This window comes from Stenotrophomonas sp. YJH_SMC_19, assembly GCF_059367915.1.
The window spans coordinates 123,959-144,905 of record NZ_JCAFRI010000009.1 but is presented as its reverse complement, the minus strand read 5'-3'; the positions used below and the strand labels follow the sequence as shown (position 1 = coordinate 144,905).

The 20,947-nt window shown below is 64.8% G+C and carries 13 protein-coding genes and 1 pseudogene; 6 read left to right on the top strand and 8 right to left on the bottom strand.

The window, feature by feature from the left end:
- Positions 1-143 precede the first annotated feature (143 nt).
- Positions 144-1,013, top strand: a complete 870-nt coding sequence (gene rpfF, locus AC5P5R_RS11815) for a diffusible signal factor synthase RpfF (RefSeq protein ID WP_065183661.1) — start codon at positions 144-146, stop codon at positions 1,011-1,013.
- A gap of 12 nt (positions 1,014-1,025) precedes the next feature.
- Here the strand turns inward: rpfF and AC5P5R_RS11810 are convergent, their stop codons facing one another.
- The 8 genes from AC5P5R_RS11810 to AC5P5R_RS11775 form a co-directional block, all read right to left on the bottom strand.
- Positions 1,026-3,749 (bottom strand): response regulator, encoded by a 2,724-nt coding sequence (locus tag AC5P5R_RS11810; RefSeq protein ID WP_100438489.1) that lies wholly within the window; start codon positions 3,747-3,749, stop codon positions 1,026-1,028.
- 1 nt (position 3,750) lies between these two features.
- Positions 3,751-4,890 (bottom strand): cyclic di-GMP phosphodiesterase response regulator RpfG, encoded by a 1,140-nt coding sequence (gene rpfG / locus AC5P5R_RS11805; RefSeq protein WP_005409495.1) that lies wholly within the window; start codon positions 4,888-4,890, stop codon positions 3,751-3,753.
- Between the two features lie 205 nt (positions 4,891-5,095).
- A complete protein-coding gene (gene lysS, locus AC5P5R_RS11800) occupies positions 5,096-6,607 on the bottom strand; it encodes a lysine--tRNA ligase (RefSeq protein WP_043035395.1) in 1,512 nt (503 codons plus the stop codon).
- A gap of 218 nt (positions 6,608-6,825) precedes the next feature.
- The gene (locus AC5P5R_RS11795) at positions 6,826-8,466 is read right to left on the bottom strand and encodes an acetolactate synthase large subunit (RefSeq protein WP_043035394.1); all 1,641 of its coding nucleotides are present in this window, start codon (positions 8,464-8,466) and stop codon (positions 6,826-6,828) included.
- Between the two features lie 63 nt (positions 8,467-8,529).
- Positions 8,530-9,915, bottom strand: coding sequence for an NAD-dependent succinate-semialdehyde dehydrogenase (locus tag AC5P5R_RS11790; RefSeq protein ID WP_005413223.1), 1,386 nt, complete (start codon positions 9,913-9,915; stop codon positions 8,530-8,532).
- A 703-nt stretch (positions 9,916-10,618) separates the two neighbouring features.
- Complete coding sequence (locus AC5P5R_RS11785) at positions 10,619-11,401, bottom strand: helix-turn-helix transcriptional regulator (protein ID WP_032966703.1); 783 nt, start codon at positions 11,399-11,401, stop codon at positions 10,619-10,621.
- 154 nt (positions 11,402-11,555) lie between these two features.
- Positions 11,556-12,681 (bottom strand): peptide chain release factor 2 gene (gene prfB / locus AC5P5R_RS11780; RefSeq protein WP_014037064.1). Its coding sequence is split into 2 segments (ribosomal slippage): positions 11,556-12,605 and positions 12,607-12,681, totalling 1,125 coding nucleotides; the frame shifts between segments, so codons are not numbered across the junction.
- A gap of 306 nt (positions 12,682-12,987) precedes the next feature.
- On the bottom strand, positions 12,988-13,824 hold the full coding sequence (locus AC5P5R_RS11775) for a WYL domain-containing protein (protein ID WP_100438488.1): 837 nt from the start codon (positions 13,822-13,824) through the stop codon (positions 12,988-12,990).
- Between the two features lie 80 nt (positions 13,825-13,904).
- On the opposite strand from AC5P5R_RS11775, the gene AC5P5R_RS11770 reads away from it, so the two are divergent.
- From AC5P5R_RS11770 to AC5P5R_RS11750, 5 genes and pseudogenes are all read left to right on the top strand, one after another.
- Positions 13,905-15,323 (top strand): Wadjet anti-phage system protein JetA family protein, encoded by a 1,419-nt coding sequence (locus AC5P5R_RS11770; RefSeq protein ID WP_172476249.1) that lies wholly within the window; start codon positions 13,905-13,907, stop codon positions 15,321-15,323.
- The gene (locus AC5P5R_RS11765; protein WP_100438486.1) at positions 15,323-15,919 is read left to right on the top strand and encodes a DUF4194 domain-containing protein; all 597 of its coding nucleotides are present in this window, start codon (positions 15,323-15,325) and stop codon (positions 15,917-15,919) included. The genes AC5P5R_RS11770 and AC5P5R_RS11765 overlap by 1 nt, the downstream gene beginning before the upstream one ends.
- Positions 15,916-19,332 carry an SbcC/MukB-like Walker B domain-containing protein gene (locus AC5P5R_RS11760; protein ID WP_100438485.1) on the top strand — a complete coding sequence of 1,139 codons (3,417 nt, stop codon included), beginning with the start codon at positions 15,916-15,918 and terminating at the stop codon, positions 19,330-19,332. Before AC5P5R_RS11765 ends, AC5P5R_RS11760 begins: the two co-directional genes overlap by 4 nt.
- Entirely contained in the window at positions 19,322-20,512 is a 1,191-nt protein-coding gene (locus tag AC5P5R_RS11755) for a Wadjet anti-phage system protein JetD domain-containing protein (protein WP_162292025.1), read from the top strand. Before AC5P5R_RS11760 ends, AC5P5R_RS11755 begins: the two co-directional genes overlap by 11 nt.
- Before the next feature lie 129 nt (positions 20,513-20,641).
- A pseudogene (locus AC5P5R_RS11750) lies at positions 20,642-20,890 on the top strand (acyltransferase family protein); the annotation flags it as partial.
- Positions 20,891-20,947: the final 57 nt, after the last annotated feature.

The following is a 20,947-nucleotide window of genomic DNA, read 5'->3' as shown; positions in this document are numbered from 1 at the left end:
TATTGCCGGAACATGGCCGGCCCGGCGCTTGCGGGCGGTTCACGACGGGTGCATAGAATCAGTCGCCGCCGCATGTTCAGCTCGCCCCCTCACTCCTCTCCGTCCGCTCTGCGGTTGGCCGGACGGTCACACGGAGAACTCCCATGTCTGCAGTACGCCCCATCATTACCCGTCCCTCGCAGCACCCTACCCTGCGTATCACCGAAGAACCCGAGCGGGATGTTTACTGGATCCATATGCACGCCAACCTGGTCAACCAGCCAGGCCGGCCGTGCTTCGCCTCACGCCTGGTCGATGACATCGTCGACTACCAGCGCGAACTGGGCGATCGCCTCAGCGCCTCGCACACTCTGTCACCCCATGTCGTACTTGCCTCGGACAGCGACGTGTTCAACCTGGGCGGCGATCTCGAACTGTTCTGCCGCCTGATCCGCGAGGGCGACCGCGCCCGCCTGCTCGACTATGCCCAGCGCTGCGTGCGCGGCGTGCATGCCTTCCATGCCGGCCTGGGCACCCGTGCCCACAGCATCGCCCTGGTCCAGGGCAATGCACTGGGGGGCGGCTTCGAGGCCGCACTGAGCTGCCACACCATCGTCGCCGAGGAAGGCGTGTTGATGGGCCTGCCGGAGGTGCTGTTCGACCTGTTCCCCGGCATGGGCGCCTACTCCTTCCTGTGCCAGCGGATCAGTCCGCGGCTGGCGGAGAAGATCATGCTGGAAGGCAACCTCTACACCGCCAGCCAGCTGAAGGAAATGGGCCTGGTCGACATCGTGGTGCCGGTGGGCGAAGGTGTTGCCGCAGTCGAACAGGTGATCAAGGAAAGCCGACGCATCCCGCACGCCTGGGCGGCGATGCGTGAGGTCAACGAGATCGCCACCATGGTGCCGCTGCATGAAATGATGCGGATCACCGAGATCTGGGTAGACACTGCGATGCAGCTCGGCGAGAAGTCCCTGCGCACCATGGATCGGCTGGTACGGGCGCAGGCCCGACGCAATGGCGACCCGGCCTGATCGTCTGGCGGGTCAGGACGGGCTGCGCTCGCTGTCGTCGCGGTGCGGTGCCCCCGCACTACGGGCAGCCAACGCATTCCTGCCATTGCGCAGAGCGGTCGCCAGGTTGCTGAGGCGGGAGCTCCATTCACCCTTCAGCTGCCAGTCCGCCATGCGCATGATTTCGCCACTGGAGGCGGCAACCTGGACAAGCCCCAGGTTGCTTGCCACGCCGCGCAGCGCGTGGGCGTGCTCGCGGAGATCCTCCCAGGCCTGGCGCTCGCCGCAGCCTTGGAGCTGGCCCATGCTCGCGTCGACGTCCGCCAGGCACTGGTCGATGAACTTGCGTTCGAAGCCATCGCCCATGCCCAGCGACGCCAACTCGTCCAGGACCGCGGTATCGAGCACGCCATCGCCGACCGGCAATGCAGGCACCGACTGGATGCCGGGTTCTGAGCGGGTGTTGGCGGCGACATCGGCCAGCACTTCCAGCAGGCGGGTGGCCACCACGGGCTTGGCAAGGAAGGCGCGGGCGCCGGCCTGCTCGCAACGCAGGATGGACTCGGGGGTGACGTCTGCGCTCAGCACCATGACCGGAACGTAAGGCATGCCGCTGGCCTGCATCACCCGCAACTGCTTGAGCAGATCCAGTCCGCTCATGCCGGGCATGTGCAGGTCGACGATCGCTGCGTCGTAACTGGCCTGCTCCAGCGCATCGAGCACTTCGGCGCCGCCGTTGACGCAGGTGACCTTGTGGCCGGCCTTCTCCAGCAGCCGCTGCAGCACCATGCGGTTGGCCTCGTGGTCGTCGGCGACCAGAACCCGCAGGCTCCGCACCCGTGCGCGATGGCGCAGGAAGGGATTGGAAAACGCGATGACATTGCCGGCTTCAGCCACCTCGGACGGAACCGCCGGGGCTGATGAGGTGTCTGCGACGTCCAGCGTGATCTCGACCCAGAACACGCTGCCGCGCGGGCTGTTCGGCGCATAGCCGACCTGCCCGCCCATCGACTCGACCAGGCCCTTGGCAATGGCGGTGCCCAGTCCGGTGCCTTCATGGCGACGGGCCAGGCCGACATCGCCCTGCTCGAACGCATTGAACAGGCGTCCGCGCAACGCCACCGGCACGCCGATGCCGGTATCGACGATCTCGAACCGCAGGCGCATCCGCTCGCTGCCCAGCGCATCGGGGCTGGACACGCGCAGATGCACGTAGCCACTGTCGGTGAACTTGACCGCGTTGCCCATCAGGTTCAGCAGGATCTGCTGCAGATGCCCGGCATCCCCGAGCAGGCGCGGCGGCACGTTGTCGTCCACCTGCACGCGATAATCCAGCGATTTGGAGCGGGTCTGCGGGGTCAGGATCAGGTTGATCGCCTGCAGCACGTCGGCCAGCGCGAACTCGTGCCACTCCACGCGCACCTTGCCAGCTTCGATCGCGGAGATGTCCAGCACCTCTTCCACCAGCGCCAGCAGGCTGCGGGTCGAGGCCTGGATGGTGTTCAGGCACTCGCGCTGTTCGTCGTCCAGGCGGGTGGTGGCCAGCACTTCGGTCATGCCGGCCAGCCCGTTCAACGGCGTGCGGAACTCATGGCTCATGTTGGCCAGGAAGCGGCTCTTGGCTTCGTTGGCCTGGCGCGCCTCGGCCACCGCCCGGGTCAAGGCATGCAGCAGCGAATCGAAGTACAGCGGAATCGCGCCCAGGCCCAGCAGCAGGCCCCAGCCCAGATAATCGTGGCCGCGCCAGTACGGCGACAGCATCACCGTGCACAGGAAGGCCAGGCAGCCCATGGCCGTGGCCACGCGCAGGTAGGTGCTGCCGTAGCGCATGCCGTTGCCGATCGTCACCCACAGCATCACCGCATACAGCGGTGCGGCCGGCTCGCCCTGGATGGTCATGATCCAGGCCATGCAGGTGTAATCGGTCAGCATGCCGATCACGCGGCGCACATGCGACACGCCCGGATTGACCAGGATCGCGGTCAGCAGGCCGGCGGAAATGGTCAGCTCGAAGGCGAGGATCAGCCACGTCGCCGTCAGCGCCTCACCGCCGCCGCTCAGCGAGCGCCAGCCGAGATAGCTGATGAACAGTGCCGTGATGATGATGCGGATCAGGTTCTGCGCGTGCTCGCTGTCCTCGCGCCCGGACAGGCGCTGCTTGAAGCGGGCCAACAGCGAGCGCTTGTCGGATCCAGCGGCGGGCGTCGTATCCATGGTCGGATGTCGCATCCTTCGGCGCAGCAGGGAGGAGCAGCACAACGGTACTGCCAGCAACCCCAACCACAGGGAAATGGCCAGCCCCAGGTTGGCCTGCCAATAGGGAGTCAACAGCACGGTAGTGCCGAAACTGACCATCGCCAGCACAATGGCAGCGGTCAGGTAACGCGGCCCGAAACGCAGGCCGTTGCCCACCGTGACCCACATCACCACCGCATACACCCACGCCAGCGGCTCACCCATCTGGATCATGCCGATCGCGATCAGGCCGTAATCGGCCAGCATCCCGGCCACCCGCCGCGGGTCCGAGCGCTGCGGCTTCCACAGCAACCAGCCGAACAACAGCAGCGACAGGCCCAGCCCGGTCAACGCCGTTGCCAGCGCGCCCTGGTACCGATCCAGCCGGTGCAGGCGGGCGCCGGACAACAGAACATAGACCAGGATCAGCGAGATCAGCACCACCCGCACGATCGCCTGGCCATGTTCCGAATCCGGACGCTGCGCCAGCCGACGCCTCACGCGTGCGAACAGGTCCTGCATGTCACCCACCCGGTCGCGTCGATGCCGTCGAGTGCTGGGCGCAGATATCCATCAACTGCTGGTGGCCGCGCATCAGCGCATCCACGCAACGCGGATCGAACAGTCGCCCACGCTGGGCGTACAGATAAGCCAGAGTGGCTTCCATGGTCCATGCTTCCTTGTACGGACGGGGCGAGATCAGCGCATCGAAGACGTCGGCGACAGCAACGATCCGCGCTTCCAGCGGAATCGCTTCGCCGACCAGGCCGTCGGGATAGCCGCTGCCGTCGTAACGTTCGTGATGGCGCAGCGCGATGAGCGCGCCCACCTGGATGAAACGGTTCTGGCTGCCACTGAGCAACTCGTGGCCGATGCGTGGGTGCCGGCGCATGATCGCCAGCTCCTCGTCATTGAGCTTGCCCTGCTTGAGCAGCACCGCGTCGGGAATGGCGATCTTGCCCATGTCATGCAGCGGCGCCGCCATCTCGATCAGGCGCACGTCGTCTTCGGGCAGGCCAAGCTGCTCGGCGATCAGCCCCGCAACCCGCGCCATGCGTTCGAGATAGGCACTGGTGCCGGCATCACGGAACTCGATCGCCCGCGCCAATCGCGACAGGGTCTCGCGTTCGCGTTCCTCGACCTCGTGCATGCTGGCCAGCAGGCGCTGCTCCAGCGACAACGCACGTTGCTTCACGTTCTCGGTCTGCTGGCGCAGTTGCAGCAGGTTGTAGCAGCGCGCGCGCAGTTCGCGCGGGCGGATCGGCTTGACCAGGAAGTCGATGACCCCCGCTTCCAGCGCCGCCTGGCGGATCGGCTCGTCGCCGACCACGGTGATCAGGATCACCGGGATATCGCGGTGCTTGGGCAGGCGCCGGAATCGACGGGCGAACTCCAGCCCGTCCATCTCCGGCATGCGGTAATCGAGCAGCAGCAGGTCGACCGGGTGCGCCTCGCACCAGGCCAATGCGGTCAGCGGATCACCGAAGTCATACACGCTCAGTTCCGGCGCGATGTCTTCGATGACGTGACGCAGCATCGTCCGCGCGGACGTCTGGTCGTCAACAATGACGATGTTCAACGCGTACTCCGCCTGGTTTCTCGACCATGCTGGATCATCAGCAGGCGAGGATACCCTGCTGCTGCGAACGCTCGCACCCTGCATCGGCCCGACTCCCGTGTCATGCGTCCCGGTTCATGATCGTCATCACATTGTGAAGCGGACTCTCCACAATGCGCACTCCCCCTGGCGCCGATCAAGCCATAACAGACGTCAAGGTAGTGCATTAACGATACGCCGAGCGCGGGAGGCGTCAATCGCGCCGTCTCATTTCGCGACGGCGCGCACAAACGGGAGTCAAAAAGACGACTTACTGCTCCGGACGCATGTACGGGAACAGCAGCACGTCACGGATCGAGCTGCTGCCGGTCAGCAGCATCACCAGGCGATCAACGCCGATGCCGAGGCCGCCGGTCGGGGCCATGCCGTACTCCAGCGCACGGATGTAGTCGGCGTCGTAATGCATCGCCTCGTCGTCGCCGCCTTCCTTCGCGGCCACCTGGGCCTGGAAACGCTGGGCCTGGTCTTCCGGGTCGTTCAGTTCGGAGAAGCCGTTGGCCAGCTCCTTGCCGTTGACGAACAGCTCGAAGCGATCCGTGTAGCCCGGGTCGTTGTCATTGGCACGGGCCAGCGGCGAGACCTCGACCGGATGGTCGGTGATGAAGGTCGGCTGGATCAGGGTGTGCTCGACCGTGGCCTCGAAGATCTCCAGCAACAGCTTGCCCCAGCCGTAGGACGGCTTGACGCGGATGTTCAAGCGCTCGCAATGGCGCAGCAGCGCATCGCGGTCAGTGCAATCAGCGGCCGAGATTTCCGGGTTGTGGTGGCGCACTGCCTCATCCATGCGCCAGCGGCGGAACGCCGGGCCCAGGTCGATCTTCGCGCCGTCCCATTCCACTTCGGTGCCACCGTTCACGGCCTTGGCCACATCACGGATCACACCCTCGGTCAGGTCCATGATTTCGTTGTACGTGGCATAGGCCTCGTACAGTTCCATCATGGTGAATTCCGGATTGTGGCGGGTGCTGACGCCTTCATTGCGGAAGTTGCGGTTGATCTCGTACACACGCTCCAGGCCACCCACGGTCAGGCGCTTGAGGTACAGCTCCGGCGCCACGCGCAGGTACAGGTCCAGGTCCAGCGCGTTGTGATGGGTGGTGAACGGCTTGGCCGCCGCGCCGCCGGGGATGTAATGCATCATCGGCGTCTCGACTTCCAGGAAGTCGCGGTTGTCCAGCCACGCGCGCATGGCGCGGATGATCTTCGAGCGCTTGATGAACACTGCGCGCGATTCCGGGGTCACGATCAGGTCGACGTAACGCTGGCGGTAGCGCTGCTCGACGTCGGCCAGGCCGTGCCACTTGTCCGGCAGCGGGCGCAGCGACTTGGTCAGCAGGCGGATCGACTCGGCCTTGACCGACAGTTCGCCGGTCTTGGTACGGGTCAGGCCGCCTTCGACGGCGATGATGTCGCCCACGTCCCAGCCCTTGAAGGCCGTGTAGGCATCGCCCAGCACCGCGCCCTGCAGGAACAGCTGGATGCGGCCGGACTCGTCCTGGATCTGCGCGAAGCTGGCCTTGCCCATGATGCGCTTGGCCATCAGGCGGCCGGCCATCTTCACCTGGCGGCCGTTGCCTTCCAGCGCCTCGGCGGTCCAGGCCTCGGCATCGGCGAATTCTTCCTGCAGGCGGCCGGCGAAGTCCTCGCGACGGAAGTCGTTCGGGTACGCGATGCCCTGCCCACGCAGCGTTTTGAGTTTCTCGCGGCGCTCGGCGATCAACTTGTTTTCGTCAACGGGGGGGGTATCGGTAGCTTCGCTCATGGATCTGCGGGAATCGTGTAGTGAGGGGGGATGTTGCACCCGGCACAGCCGGTTGCCCAGCATACCAAAACCGCCCTGCCCCGGCCTTGGGCCGGGCCCGCCCAGATGGCCGCCAACCTTGGTTGGCGGTCCGTGTGTCGACCAAGGTCGACACCTACCGGATTCCGGGGAACCGATGCCCCGGTAGTCGCCAACCTTGGTTGGCGCTCGTCCCGGCGTCAACCGTTCCCAGGGAACGCCTGCCGCAACTCGTCCACCAGCACCCGCTGGTTCTCCGAATAGTCCACCGGCACCGACACCAGGTGCACCCCGCCCTCGTTGAAGGCCGCCTCCAGCGTCGGGATGAACTGCTCGATGGCGGTCACCTCGTGGCCCTTGCAGCCGTAGGCTTCCGCGTACTTCACGAAATCCGGGTTGCTGAAGGTCATGCCGTAGTCGGTGAAGCCATCTACCGCCTGCTTCCAGCGGATCATGCCGTAGGCGCCGTCGTTGAGGATCAGCACCACCAGGTTCAGGCCCAGCCGACGCGCGGTCTCCAGCTCCTGGCTGTTCATCATGAACCCGCCATCGCCGCACACCGCCAGCACCCGCCGCTGCGGGTACAGGATCGAAGCCATGATCGCCGACGGCAGGCCCGCGCCCATGGTCGCCAACGCATTGTCCAGCAGCAGCGTATTGGCCACCTGGGTGCGGTAATTGCGCGCGAACCAGATCTTGTACATGCCGTTGTCCAGCGCCACGATGCCGTCCGGCGGCATCACCTGGCGCACGTCGTGCACCAGCCGCTGAGGCGTGAATCCAGCCTCCTCGGCTCGGTCAGCCAGATGTTCCAGAATGGTCGCGCGCAGCGGCAGCAGCGCGTCAGCATCCGGCACCGCGCCTTCGATACGATCGGCCAACTGGGTCAGCGAACGACCGATGTCACCGATCACTTCCACCTGCGGGAAGTACACCTGCTCCACGGCCGCCTGCGAGTAGCCGATATGGATCACGGTCGGCCCACCCGGGCGCATCACGAACGGCGGCTTCTCGGTGACCTCGTGGCCGATGGTCACGATCACGTCGGCCTGGTCGATAGCCATGTGCACGTAATCGCGCTCGGTCAGCGCCGCGGTGCCCATGTACAGGCCCGAACCACCGGCCACCGCGCCCTTGCCCATCTGCGTGGTGAAGAACGGAATGCCGGCGCGCAACACGAACGCCGACAGCGCTTCGCTGGACTGCGGCCGCGACGCCGCCGAGGCGATCATCAGCAGGGGGCGCTTGGCGTTGCGGATGATCTCCGCCGCCCGATCCAGCGCCTCCGGACTGGCAATGGGACGATCCACCGCGTGCGGCGGAATCAGCGCCACGCCCTCGACCTCATCGGCCGCGATATCTTCGGGCAGCTCCAGCAGCACCGGGCCCGGGCGCTCTTCCTGGGCGACACGGAACGCCTCGCGGACGATGGTCGGGATGGTGCGCGCCGAGACGATCTGACGCGCCAGCTTGGTCAGCGGCTTCATCGTGCTGACGATGTCGACGATCTGGAAGCGCGCCTGCTTGCTGGCGACGATGCCCTTCTGCCCGGTGATCATGATGACCGGCCATGCGCCAAGCAGCGCATACGCGGCGCCGGTCGTGAAATTCAGCGCGCCGGGGCCGAGCGTGGCCAGGCACACGCCCGGCTTGCCGGTCAGGCGGCCATAGGTGGCCGCCATGAACACCGCCGCCTGCTCGTGACGGGTGATGACCAGCTCGATGCTGGAATGGCGCAGCGACTCGACCACGTCGAGATTTTCTTCGCCGGGAATGCCGAAAATGCGCTCGACGCCTTCGTTCTCAAGTGCGGCGACAAGCAGATCTGAACCCTTGGACATTGGAATGCCGTCCTTTTCGCTGGACTGATGGTGGATCGTTGCAGGGAGGATGGAAGCTGCGCGTCAACGCTTGTCGAACCACACCGTCTGCGCGTTGACGAATTCGCGGATGCCGAAGTGCGAGAGCTCACGGCCGAAGCCGCTCTTCTTCACGCCGCCGATCGGCACGCGCGGATCGGACGCAGAGAAGCCGTTGACGAATACACCGCCGGTCTGCAGCCGGCGCGCCAGCTGCATCGCACGGGCGCGGTCGCCGCTCCACAGGTTGCCGCTGAGGCCGAACTCGCTCTGGTTGGCCAGTTCCACCGCATGGTCGGCGTCGCGGGCGCGGCTGATCGAGGCCACCGGCCCGAACGTTTCGGTATCGAAGGCCTGCATGCCCGGCTCAACCCCGGCCAGCACGGTGGGTGCATAGAACGCACCCGGACGATCCAGCTGGTGCCCGCCGACCAGCAGCTGCGCACCGGCGTCGACCGAAGCGCGTACCTGCGCGTCGAGCTGCTCCAGCAGATCCTGGCGCGCCATCGGGCCGATGCGGTTTGCCGGGTCACGGCCGTCGCCAATGGTCAGTGCCTGCACCTTCTGGCAGAACTGCGCCACGAAACGATCGTAGACTGCGTCTTCGACGATGATGCGCTTGCCGGCGATGCAGACCTGCCCGGTGTTCTGGAAGCGCGAGGCCACCGCCGCATCGACGGCCGCATCAAGATCGGCATCGGCCAGGACGATGAACGGATCGGAACCGCCCAGTTCCAGCACCACCTTCTTCAGCGCCTGCCCGGCCTGGGCAGCAATGCTGCGACCGGCGGCCACACTGCCGGTCAGGGTCACCGCCGCGATGCGGTCATCGGCGATCGCGCGGCTGGTGCCCTCGCGGCTGATGTTGGCCGCGATGAAGGTGCCCTCCGGCAAGCCGGCATCGCGCCAGGCGGCGTCGAGCAGCTGCGCGGTACCGACGATGTTCTCGGCCGGCTTCAGCAGGAAGCCGTTGCCGCCCATCAGGATCGGCACCGCCGCGCGCATCACCTGCCAGTACGGGAAGTTCCACGGCATGATGCCCAGCACCACGCCCAGCGGCAGGTAGGACACGTAAGCCTTGTCGTCGGGCACCTGGGTCGGTTCGTCGCGCAGGAACTGCGCACCGTTGTCGGCGTACCAGTCGCACAGCACGGCACACTTCTCGATTTCGGCCAGCGCTTCGGCCTGGACCTTGCCCATTTCGGCGGTAGCCAGCGCGGCCAGCTTTTCACGGTCACGGCGTAGCACCGCGGCCATCGCACGCAGTACGTCTGCGCGCTGTTCGAGGCTCTTGACGCTCCAGGCCGCAAAGCCGACTTGGCCGCGATCCAGGATTGTTTCCAGCTCGGCGTCGGTGGCGAAGGGATGGCTGGCGATCTGCTGGCCGGTGGCCGGATCGCGGGAAATGGCGGTGGTGGGGGCAGCGGACATGCAGGGCTCCTGGTGTCTCGACAACGGGCGGTGGCCCGTCTCCTGCACAGGAATGTGGACCCGAATGGCGGAGGCAACAAGGCGTCTGCTTATCCTGTGACCTGCACTTACCTGCCTGAATGGGGTTATCGGCAGGGCTGCGCCCTGCACCCGCTACGATCCAGAGCAACAGCAACAGCAACAGCAGAAGCTGGTTTCCTGAGGGATGGCGGGGTGGGTCCGGTTGCGGGAGACGCCGTAAACCCTTCCATGGGGGCTTGGCCGCGGCATCCATGCCGCGGACACTCCCGCAACCGGACCCATCCCACCTTCGACAATTTCCCGCGATCTGTCGGGACGGCGCTGTGCGTTGCTGTTGGTGGGTGTCGACCTTGGTCGACACAGTAGACCCACGCCATGCGTGGATGACTCATTCGATATCTGAGAGAAAAATCGTGTCGACCAAGGTCGACACCTACCAACAGCCGCGCGGAACAAAGCCGCAGTTGCCAACAACCGCGCGAAATTTGTCTGAGGCGGGGCGGTGTGGGTTGGCAGGACCGTTGGCGCCATGGATGGCGCCATCGAGCCCCCATGGACGGGTTTACGGCGTGTCCTGTCAACCCACACCACCCCGCCATCCCTCGGATAGTCCGCTGTTGCTGTTGCCGTTGCTGTCGCTTCGGTCTCTGCGGGTGCAGGGCGCAGCCCTGCCGAACACCCCCTACTTCCGCGGCAGGTAGGTCACCAGGGAAAGGTCATGCCGGCTCTCCGGCACCAGCGCCACGTACTGCAGGTCCAGCAACCCGCGCGTGGGGTGGTTCAGCTTCTTCGCACCTTCATCGAACCGGCGCACGTCGTGCTCCGGCCACCACTGGCGGAACTCCTCGCTGTGCGCCGAGATGTCCTCGACCAGCGCCAGGAACGGGGCCTTGTCCGGCGCCTGCGCCATCGCCGCGCGGAAGCCTGCCAGCAGGCCGCGGGTCATTTCTTCCCAGTTGAGGATCAGCGTGCGGTACGGCGGGTACAGGAACATCAGCCGCAGCGTGTTGCGCTCATGCGGTGCCAGCTGGCTGTAGTCCACGAACAGCTCGGCGATGGCCGGGTTCCAGGCCAGGATGTCGAAGCGGGTGTTGCGCACGTACGCCGGGATCGGCTGCATCGCCTCCACCAGCTGGCGCAGGCCGTCGGTCACGCTCTCGTCCGGTGATTCCAGCGGCACGCCGTAGCCGGACAGCGCGAATGCATAGGCGCGTTCGTCGTCGCTCATGCGCAGCACCTGTGCCAGGCGCTCGAGCACTTCGGGCGAGGCACGCACTTCGCGGCCCTGCTCGATCCAGGTGTACCAGCTCACGCTGACCCCGATCGCCAGCGCCACTTCCTCGCGCTTCAGGCCCGGGGTGCGCCGCCGCCCGGCCGGCAGGCCGAGCGTGGCGGGGTCGACACGGGCGCGGCAGGCCTTGAGGAAGCCGCCGAGTTCCTTGCGTTCACTTTCGCTGCGCATCATCGCTACCGCCGTACCCGTTGTAGCGTCGAGCCATGCTCGACGCATCTGCTACTGCGCCAACAGCAGCCGAGCATGGGCTCGGCTCTACCGGAAGCGTGATCAGCCACCCTCGGCGTTGCGCACGAGGGTGACGATATCCGCGCAGGCGCGCCGATCAGGCATCGACGCGCTTGGAGCCCACGGCCAGGCCGGCCTTCAGGCTGGCCTCGACGAACTCGTCCAGGTCGCCGTCCAGCACCTTCTGCGTATCCGAACGCTCGATGCCGGTGCGCAGGTCCTTGATACGGCTCTGGTCGAGCACGTAATTGCGGATCTGGCTGCCCCAGCCGATGTCGGACTTGGTCGCTTCCACGGCGTCCTTTTCGGCGTTGCGCTTCTGGATCTCCAGCTCGTACAGCTTGGCGGCCAGCATCTTCATCGCGTTGTCGCGGTTCTGGTGCTGGCTGCGGCCGGTCTGGCAGGCCACGACGATGTTGGTCGGGATGTGGGTGATGCGCACCGCCGACTCGGTCTTGTTGACGTGCTGGCCACCGGCACCCGACGAACGGTACACGTCGGTACGCAGGTCGGCCGGATTGATGGTGATGTCGATGTTGTCATCGATTTCCGGCGACACGAACACCGAGGTGAAGCTGGTGTGGCGGCGGTTGTCCGAGTCGAACGGCGACTTGCGCACCAGGCGGTGCACGCCGGTCTCGGTCTTCAGCCAGCCATAGGCGTAGTCGCCTTCCACGCGCAGCGTCGCCGACTTGATGCCAGCGACGTCGCCGCCGGAGACTTCCATCAGCTCGGTCTTCCAGCCGCGCGATTCACACCAGCGCAGGTACATGCGCAGCAGGATCTCGGCCCAGTCCTGGGCTTCGGTGCCACCGGCACCGGCCTGGATGTCGACGAACGCAGCGGCATTGTCCATCTCGCCGGAGAACATGCGCTGGAACTCCAGCTTCTCCACGTGCGCCTGGTGCTTGTCCAGGTCGGCGACCACCGCCAGTGCGGTGTCCTCGTCCTGCTCGGACTCGGCCAGTTCGAGCAGTTCGGTGGCGTCGTTCAGGCCATCCAGCACCGAGGCGATGCCGCCCACGGTCTTTTCCAGGCTGGAACGCTCGCGGCCCAGGTTCTGGGCGTACTCGGCGTTGTTCCAGACATCGGGGCTTTCCAGCTCCCGCGTTACTTCTTCAAGACGCTCTTTCTTGGCGTCGTAGTCAAAGATACCCCCGAAGCGACAGCACGCGATCGGTCAGATCGGTGATGCGCTGGCGGACAGGATTCAGTTCGATCATGTCGGCGGTTATGCATTCAAAAGATGACTGTTCAGGATAGCGCCAAGCCATTGATCCAGCAAGCGTTACCTGGCCGCGCCAGGCATTTCCCCCACAACAACCCCCACACCCCTTGGGCGCTGTGAAGCAGACCTCCGGCCTCCGGGTGGGACCCTCATCCGTCTGCGCCCCACTCTATCAGAGCGACTGCTGCCGCAACCTCTGCCCCAATGCCAGGGCCGCGAAATCCCGCCCTAGCCGCGGCTGAGCGGAGCCTTCGAATTTGAAACAAGCGCCACCTTCGTGACGCGGCGCCTGACCTCGCCGTCAGTGCCAACTAGCACCCTTGGGGAGGGACTCTGGGTCATCCACCATCAGGAGATAATCGGGCGCAGGATGCCGCTGGGGATCCAGTCCTGCCCGATAGGCCTGAATCACGTAGGGGACCAACGGGACCTCCACTTCAAACCGGAGCCCTGCGGTGCCCTGCATGTATTCCTCGCGAACCATCTCCCGCTGAGCGGAACTGAGCTGCGGATGCGCGATGAGCCGAACGGCCACCTTGGTGGCCCACTGGACGTCCTCATCCTTCCCAGGTAGGTCCTGAACGTCCACGGTTTCGACCTCGGTGATTCGGCCCAGATTGAAATCACGGAATTGACTCGCCTTGGTGCACCAAGCACGCACATGCCAACGCGGCCCGGCTTTGATGAGCGTGTGCGGCCGAATGGTTCGCCGGTGAGCGGCGGGCTGACTCATCGAACGGTAGGTGATGCCGACCACACCGCCGCTACGGATGGCTGCGTGTATTCGCGCATGATCTGAGTAGCTGATACGCGTCCCGTCGACGCCCACCAACGAACTGGGAACCCCCGCCAAGAGGTGGGCGTCCGCTGTTGCGCCAATCAGCCGCTCGTACTCACTGAAGAGGCCCACCGTGAGGTCGGGCCTCATTCGCCGGGCACGGTCATAGGCCTTGGCATTAGGGACGGGCACGCAGGCGTGCGGGTACCGCAACCTGAATGCGGCAATGTCCCGGCTTGCAAGGGTTTCGTGGACGTCGAACAACTGCAAGAGGCGAGCGCGACTGACCCGCCCTTCCCAGAGGAGTAAAAGTTCGATCGCTCGCAAGCGCTCTTCCGACTGGATGGTTCTCTGGGCCATAGATCGCTCTGCTTTGACATAGACAATAGCACGGCGCTATTAATAGCACCATGCTATGCCCAACCAGCAAGGATGCGCGCGTGGAGAGTTCTGAGGCCGTACCCCTGTTCGACCGCCTGAACCCCGGCCTGTTCCGGCTGCTGGGCATGCCCAACGGGCAGCGCTATTGGGCGGTCATCTGCCGCCTCATGGCTGAACTGTGGGGCGACGGCGGCCTCTCTCCCGGCGAAGACGTCCAGAAAACGGCCGTGGTTCGAGCCATTGAATCCTACCTGGCCGCTGATGACCCTTGGGACGGGGACCTGGAAACCAACATTACGATTCGGGCAAACGAGATCGCCAACAAGCTGGTGGAAACGTCTTGGCTGTCCGAGCGTCGCCGTGGTGCGGTGAAGATGCTGACCGTCCGACCCGTGATCGCCCAGTTCTTCAGCGTCTTGTGCGACTTCGCGACGCAGGAGCCTGAGTTCCTCGGTAGCAAGTTCCGGTCGATTCTTCTGAATCTGAAAGCCGTCTACAGCGGGGAAGCCGGTGGTGAGCAATTCGTGGAGGCCGCGCGGCAGGCCAAACAGTGCATGGCGCACATCGTCCACACGGCCTGCAAAGTCCAGGACCTCATGGAAGAACTGCTTCGCCGATCAACGGCCAGGGAGTTCGTCAAGGGCTTCTTCGAGGAATACGTGCAGGGCCTCTTTATCGCCGATTACAGTGAGCTGAGGACCAAGGATCACCCCCTTCAGTACCGTACGCTGATCGTCAGCCTCACCCACCAGATGCGTCACGAGGAACAACGCCGGTCTTCGCTGCTTGCGTGGTACACCGAGAAGCGTGCGGGGGGAGACAGCGCCCGAGCTGAAACGCTCTTCGAGCGCGACAGCCTTCAACTGCTGCGGCTGAGCGAGGTACACGAGCAACTGCGCCGCGTCGATGAAGAGATCCGGATCGCCAATCAGCAGGGACTCGTGCTGATGGCCTACAGCATGCGAGCCCCGCGCAACTTCGACAAACTCATCGCGCGCTCGCTTTCGGCCGTGGAGCACATGCGCGAAGGCGACATTGGGCTTCCAGCCGCCAGCGGCGCGCGCCACGCCTCCGAGTGGGGCCTGGCCAAGCCCCGCCTGTTCGTCAAATCCCAGGTCGCCACGGGTGTCCGTCGCAGGACCCCTACCCTGGAGGAGCTGGCGTTGGAATCGCTCCGTCGCAAGATGGCCGAGGTCCGAATGGTGAAGCCCATGCAGCTCATCCACTATATCGCCCGGCACCTGAAGGGCCGCAGCGAAATCAGCTGCCAAGAACTGACCATCGAGTCCATCAACGATCTGTGCTGCTATCAGCGCCTGCTGTTGATTGCCTCTCGAAGCGAATGTCCCCCCGAGATGCGGAGGGACGACCCGTTGCTGAAACTTCCAGGCGTGCGCGTAGGGTTCGACCCGGACTCCAGCACCCGCAATGCCTACATGGAACATCGAACCTTCAGGATTCAGAGGGAGCGTGCGTGATGGTCAATTGGGAGAGATTGGCTGAGCAGAACCCGCTGTACGTCGCCGATGATCTTCGGCGTGCGGGCTACCGCCTGGTCATGGAACAAGTGATCTACGGATCAGACTTGCGCAGCCGGACGACCTACGAAATCTTGGTCAAGTTCCTGGCAAGCTACCGCGAGCTGCTCGGTAGCTTGGGAATGACGGTGATCCACAATCCCCACATGTCCTATGTGGTGGCCGTCCCCAACCCATACGTGGCGGAAAAGATGCGATTGTCCGAGACCCGCTTGGCGTTGGTTCTGCGCAGCCTCTACAACGACAAGATGTATGCCACCGAGATCATCGCCGGCGAGGCGCACGTGACGATCCATGATCTGGAGACGGCCTACAAGGATCTGATGGGGAAAGAGCTTCCGGACACCGCGCAGCTGCGAGAGACCTTGGCGGCCTTGAAGCGCTACGGCCTGCTTCGCTTGGAAGACGCTCATGACGAGCAGCCGTTCACGGTCATCGTCAGGCCCGGCATCGTTGACGTCCTCGGCGAGACCGCCCTGCTTCAGCTGGCCGCACATGCTCCGACGAGCACTGACGAGGAGGAAGAGAACGCATGAAGAAGCTCGTCATGATCAGCATGGTCCAGTACTTCCTCTACGAGAGGACGGACCTGGAGATCGGCCATAACACGGCCTTCCTTGGCCCCAACGGAACCGGCAAGACCGCGCTGCTGGACGCCTTCCAGATCGTGATTCTGGCTGCCGATGGCAACCGCACCCACTACAACGCCTCGGGCGAAGGCAAGCGGAGGGCGCGCACGCTACGCGACTACTGCCTGGGCGTCTATGGCCAGACCGACGACAAGCGCTATCGGAATGCGGCGAACACCTACATCAACCTGGTGTTCCGTGATCAGAAGACCAACTATCCGGTCACGATCGGAGCATCGTTCTCCGCCGACGAGACCAGTCCCGAGGCCACCCTCAACGGCCTCTATGTGCTCCCGGGCGTCGCCCTCACCAGCAAGATGCACGTTGAGGTACAGGATGGAAAGGAAGTCACCATCCCGTGGCGCCGGTTCCAGCACATCATCGCCGACGAGTGCCGGGCCGTCGGGACGACGGCGGAGATCACCAAGAATCGCCAGACCTTCCTGCGGCACGTGTTTGTGGGCAACCTGGCATCGCCCGGCGAGCGCCCCAACACGAAATCCATCCAGACCTCGTTTGCCCGGTCGCTGAAGCTCAACCAGGACGTCGCCGACCTCAACGAGGTGCTACGCGACAACCTGGTCGAGGAGCACATCACCGACGTCGCCCTGTTCAAGGCCCGCCTTCTTCAGTTCCGCGATCTGCGCGAGCTGGTACGCGTCGTCCAGGAGCGGATCGAGCGCGTCAGCGGGATCGCCGCCAAGTACAGTTTGGTGCTTCGCGAGCGTACGGCCGCCACGAACGTTCAGGCCCTCGAGGCTGTCTATGAGACCGAACGGGTGGCTGAGAACCTCTCGGCTACCCAGGACAAGGTCGACGAGCTCACGGGCGAGCTCTCCGCCAAGCAGGATGCGTTGAAAGAGGCCGAATTGGCCGTTGAGCTTCACGAGGCTGCCCGAGACCGCGCGCTGCAGGCAAGAGATCGGGATCCGGACTATGCCAAGCAGGCCAGTACAGCGGCGCACCTGTCGGATCTGGAGCGCAGCCACGGCGAGAAGGCCTCGGAGCTGAGCGCCATGGTGGCCGCTGCGACGTCCGCGGTGGCCCAAGCCGGACGCCTGCCGGATCTCGGCGATGCCCAAGAGGTTTTTGAAGCCGCGCTGGCGCAACTCCTCGCGCTGCCGGTCAACGATGAGCACGCCCCGCTTCCGGCCGAGCAGTTGAGATCGGTGGCGACGGCGCTGGAGAAGACGAGCCACTGTGCCCGCCGGGCCGCCACGACGGCCGAACAGGCAGCGAAATCGGCGCTGGATGCACGCCGGGAGGCCAAATCCACGCTGGAGCGCGCCCAACAAGGGCTCAGAAAGCTGAGGGAGCCTGTCTCCGACCTCCGTCGCCTGCTTCACGAGCATGGCATCACCGCGACCCCGGTGGCCGACCTGGTCAGCATCAAAGACCCGACTTGGCAGCCGGCGCTGGAGGCCTTCTTGACCAGCCACGCCGACGCCCTGTTGGTCGCCGGCGGCCGCGAACAGGAACTGCGCGCGATCGACGTATATAGGAAGCACGGGCCCCGGCTCGGTCTCTGGCGCGTCAAACTCGCCATGCCCTCTCGAGGTCGTCCCTGGCAGTCCCGAAGCGCCGGACGGTTCGCCGCCGACCTCATCGAAGGCGATGTCGAGGCCGTACGCTATCTGCAGGGTGTTCTTGGACAGCTCACTTTGGCTTCCAGCAACGAGGAACTGCTGGATTCGGCGCGGGCGATCTCCAAGGAGGGCATGGTCAGCACCGGAGGCAGCATCGAACTGCGAGAGCGCCCCAAACAGTTGATCATCGGCCGCGTCGACTCCGCCCAGCTTCAAGAGGAGGCCTCCCGTGAATTGGCAGAGGCCGAGCGCGTGTACGGCCTGGCCCAGGCCAACGCCACCGCCTTGGGTGCAGCAGCCAATCGGCTGGGCCTCTACGCCAGCGCAGATGAGACCTTTGGGCATCTGAACCGCCTCTTCTCCTCCGTCCGAGGCAGCCTCAGCGTGGTCGAGCAGATGCGTGAAAGGCTCGCGGCGGTGCGCTCCGGGGAACTGGACAAGCTGGAAGGGGCACTGGCGGTGGCCTCCGAGCGCCGTGACCTGGCCAGACGCCAGGTGATTGCCTTGAGCAGCGAGGTCGGCGGGCTGACCCAGAAACTCAACCAGGCCACCCAGGCCGTCTGCGGACTTGAGGGCCTGCTCGAGTCGGCCCAAGCCAACGAGAAGCTGCTTCGCGCTGCCCCCCTCTACGACGCCAACGAAGTGGAGCGTCACCGCGCACGGTATGACGCGCGATTGGGCGAGGACGTGGATGCCAAGCAGGCCGCTTGCAGGACCCGAGTCACCCAATCCAATGGTGCCGCCTCTGAAGCCGACCATGAGGGCTGGAGCAGTTTCTGTCAGTACGCGGCGGACTTTGCTCTCCAAAACCACGATCTGACCAAGCAGCAGTGGCAGCAGGTTCACGCCTTTGCCGTCGACGAGAAGCAGCGCTTGGAGGGTCTTGAGCTGGTCCAGCGAAAGGAAGAGGCCGAGCAAGCGTATCAAGCCGCCGTCGATGTGTTCCGGACCGACGTCGCCCAGAACCTGCTGGAGGGGTTTGACGCCGTCTCGAGTCAGATTGACGGACTGAACGACATCCTGCGTTCGGCGCCGGAGTTTTCCAATGGCGAGCGCTACCAGTTCGTGCATAGCCCGGTTGAGCAGCATCGAGCGCTCTACAGTTTCCTGCTCCAGGTCAAGAAACACGGCGAAGAAGGGGTCGATCTGTTCAAGGAAACCGAGAAGGTTCCTGAGGAGTTCCGCTTGCTGGTCGAGGGGGATGCCGACTCCCCGCTTCTCCATGCGACCAGTCCGTTGAACGACCATCGCCGCTTCTTCTCCTATGACGTCAAGATCTTCCACAACGGCACCTCGATCGGGCTGCTGAGCAAGCGATTTGGTCCGGGTTCCGGTGGCGAACACCGCACGCCGCTGTACGTGATCTTCGGAGCAGCCTTGGCTGCCGCCTATGGCAAGTCCAAAACCGCGCAGACGCCAGGCGGCTTGATCATGCTCGATGAGGCCTTTGAGAAGATGGACGCCCAGAACGTTCGCGCCACCGCCGAGTACCTCAACGCCCTGGGCCTGCAGATGATTCTGGCGGGCCCGGAGGCTGATCAGCCCAAGATGTCTTCTTTCCTCGACATCTACTACGACATGGCGCGGCACGGCTCTGACCAGATCCAGCTCACCAAGAACATCGTCCTGGATGAAGCAAAGGAGCTTCTGCGCAGCGACAACTACTTGCTCTATCCCGAGCTTCTCGAGACGGAGATGGCGCGATTGGTCAGCGGGGCTTCCGATGCTGGCTGATGCCGTACTCGCCGGGCTGCTCGCCCGGGCCGAGAAGCTCGCCTTATCCAGCGGCCGGACCGCCAAGGAAAAGATCAGCGAGCTCGACGCCTACTGGGCCCTGTCACTTAAAGATCGTGATGCGTTCCACGAGCGCATGCGCAAGGCGGAACGCGAGGGCGGCATCCACGTGGCCTGGTCCAAGCAGGGAGGAGAGGATCGGACAGCGGATCTCATCTCCGTCAAGAACGTCCCGGCGCTGGCTTCCTTCCTGGGCACGACGACCCGCACGGACGTGCTCAGCACGGCCAGCACGCTGCTCGCGCCTTGGGCAGCGCATCCACGTGTTCGGCAAATCCTCGAGAGATGGCACAGCGGCAAGAAAATCCGCAAATTGGGCGCCGCATCGGCGAGCGTCTTCGTCGATGCCCTCACCGTCCTGGACACCTTGGCCCGCTTGCCCGGTGAGGATCAGGTCGTACGTCGCCTGAGCGTCAAGCTGTTCGGTGACTCCAAACGCATCGAACGGCTGCATCGACCGCTGGACGTCCTCACCAACGAAAGTCTCGCGGCCCCTGCGAGGACCCCTCAAGAGTTGTTCAACCAGTTGGGGTTAGTGAAGGAGCCACAGCCCTTCCTGGTCGCCGGCGCAGGCACCCTGCGGCTTGGCCCAGACCAGCTCGCCCCTGTGCTTCGCCCGTTTCTCGGCGTGGCCAGCAAGGCCATTGAAGGCTACTCAGGCACCCCGGCATGGGTACTGAGCATCGAGAACCTGACCACCTTCCACTTGTGCAGCCAATTGCCGCAAGCGCCCCAGGGGTTGATCGTGTACACCGGAGGCATGCCCTCGCCCGCCTGGGCCACCGCGTACGCCAAGCTCTTGGCCGGGGTCTCGCCGGCCACCCCCGTCCTGCACTGGGGTGACATCGACGCAGGCGGGTTCCGCATCGCCGCCAGGATCCGAGAGGTGGTGCCCACATCCCTCCCTTTTCTTCCCTGGTTGATGGACCCGCTTGGGCTTCCTGCCGGCGTGGAAACGCACCGAGCGGATCCTGCCACCCTGGGTGCCATGACGCGCCACGCTGACCGCGCTGGCTGGTCGGAGCTGGCAAAAACACTGCGCCCCATCTGTGTGGAACAAGAGGCCCTCGATCCCGTCTTGCCGGGAATCGATATCCAGGAGCGGATCCTGAAATCGTAGGGCAAGGCCAGTTAGTTGAAGAAGAGGTACACCATGAAGATCGCGGCGACAGGAACCAGCAGAAGGCAGAGACTGGCAGGAGGAACCACTCTCATCCAGAACACATGGGAGAGGCCACGGGCACGTCCCCCTGTCTCCACCGAGGCGATCTATCCGTGGTACATGCTGCACCAGAGCCTGATCATCGTGCTGTTGTTCTGGCTCAGACCGCTGCAGCTGGGCCCATGGCTGGAACCGGCCCTGCTGCTGGGCGGCACCGTCGGCGGCTGCCTGCTGATCCATGAGTTGCTGATCCGTCGCGTGCGTTGGCTGCGGCCCCTGTTCGGCCTGCGTGCCGAACCGCCAGCGGCGTCAAAGGCGCGCACCGTGGCGTTGTAGAGCCGCGCCGAGGCTCGGCTGCCTGTGCCGTGAGCCGGGCATGGCCCCGGCTCTACA

Excerpts from the sequence above, each read along its gene's own strand:
- AC5P5R_RS11755 (WP_162292025.1), top strand. The coding sequence starts at position 19,322 with ATGCTGGCTGATGCCGTACTCGCCGGGCTGCTCGCCCGGGCCGAGAAG.
- lysS (WP_043035395.1), bottom strand. The coding sequence starts at position 6,607 with ATGAGCGAAGCTACCGATACCCCCCCCGTTGACGAAAACAAGTTGATC.
- AC5P5R_RS11795 (WP_043035394.1), bottom strand. The coding sequence starts at position 8,466 with ATGTCCAAGGGTTCAGATCTGCTTGTCGCCGCACTTGAGAACGAAGGC.
- AC5P5R_RS11775 (WP_100438488.1), bottom strand. The coding sequence starts at position 13,824 with ATGGCCCAGAGAACCATCCAGTCGGAAGAGCGCTTGCGAGCGATCGAA.
- AC5P5R_RS11760 (WP_100438485.1), top strand. The coding sequence starts at position 15,916 with ATGAAGAAGCTCGTCATGATCAGCATGGTCCAGTACTTCCTCTACGAG.
- rpfG (WP_005409495.1), bottom strand. The coding sequence starts at position 4,890 with ATGCAGGGTGCGAGCGTTCGCAGCAGCAGGGTATCCTCGCCTGCTGAT.
- AC5P5R_RS11785 (WP_032966703.1), bottom strand. The coding sequence starts at position 11,401 with ATGATGCGCAGCGAAAGTGAACGCAAGGAACTCGGCGGCTTCCTCAAG.
- AC5P5R_RS11790 (WP_005413223.1), bottom strand. The coding sequence starts at position 9,915 with ATGTCCGCTGCCCCCACCACCGCCATTTCCCGCGATCCGGCCACCGGC.
- AC5P5R_RS11810 (WP_100438489.1), bottom strand. The coding sequence starts at position 3,749 with ATGCAGGACCTGTTCGCACGCGTGAGGCGTCGGCTGGCGCAGCGTCCG.
- rpfF (WP_065183661.1), top strand. The coding sequence starts at position 144 with ATGTCTGCAGTACGCCCCATCATTACCCGTCCCTCGCAGCACCCTACC.
- AC5P5R_RS11765 (WP_100438486.1), top strand. The coding sequence starts at position 15,323 with ATGGTCAATTGGGAGAGATTGGCTGAGCAGAACCCGCTGTACGTCGCC.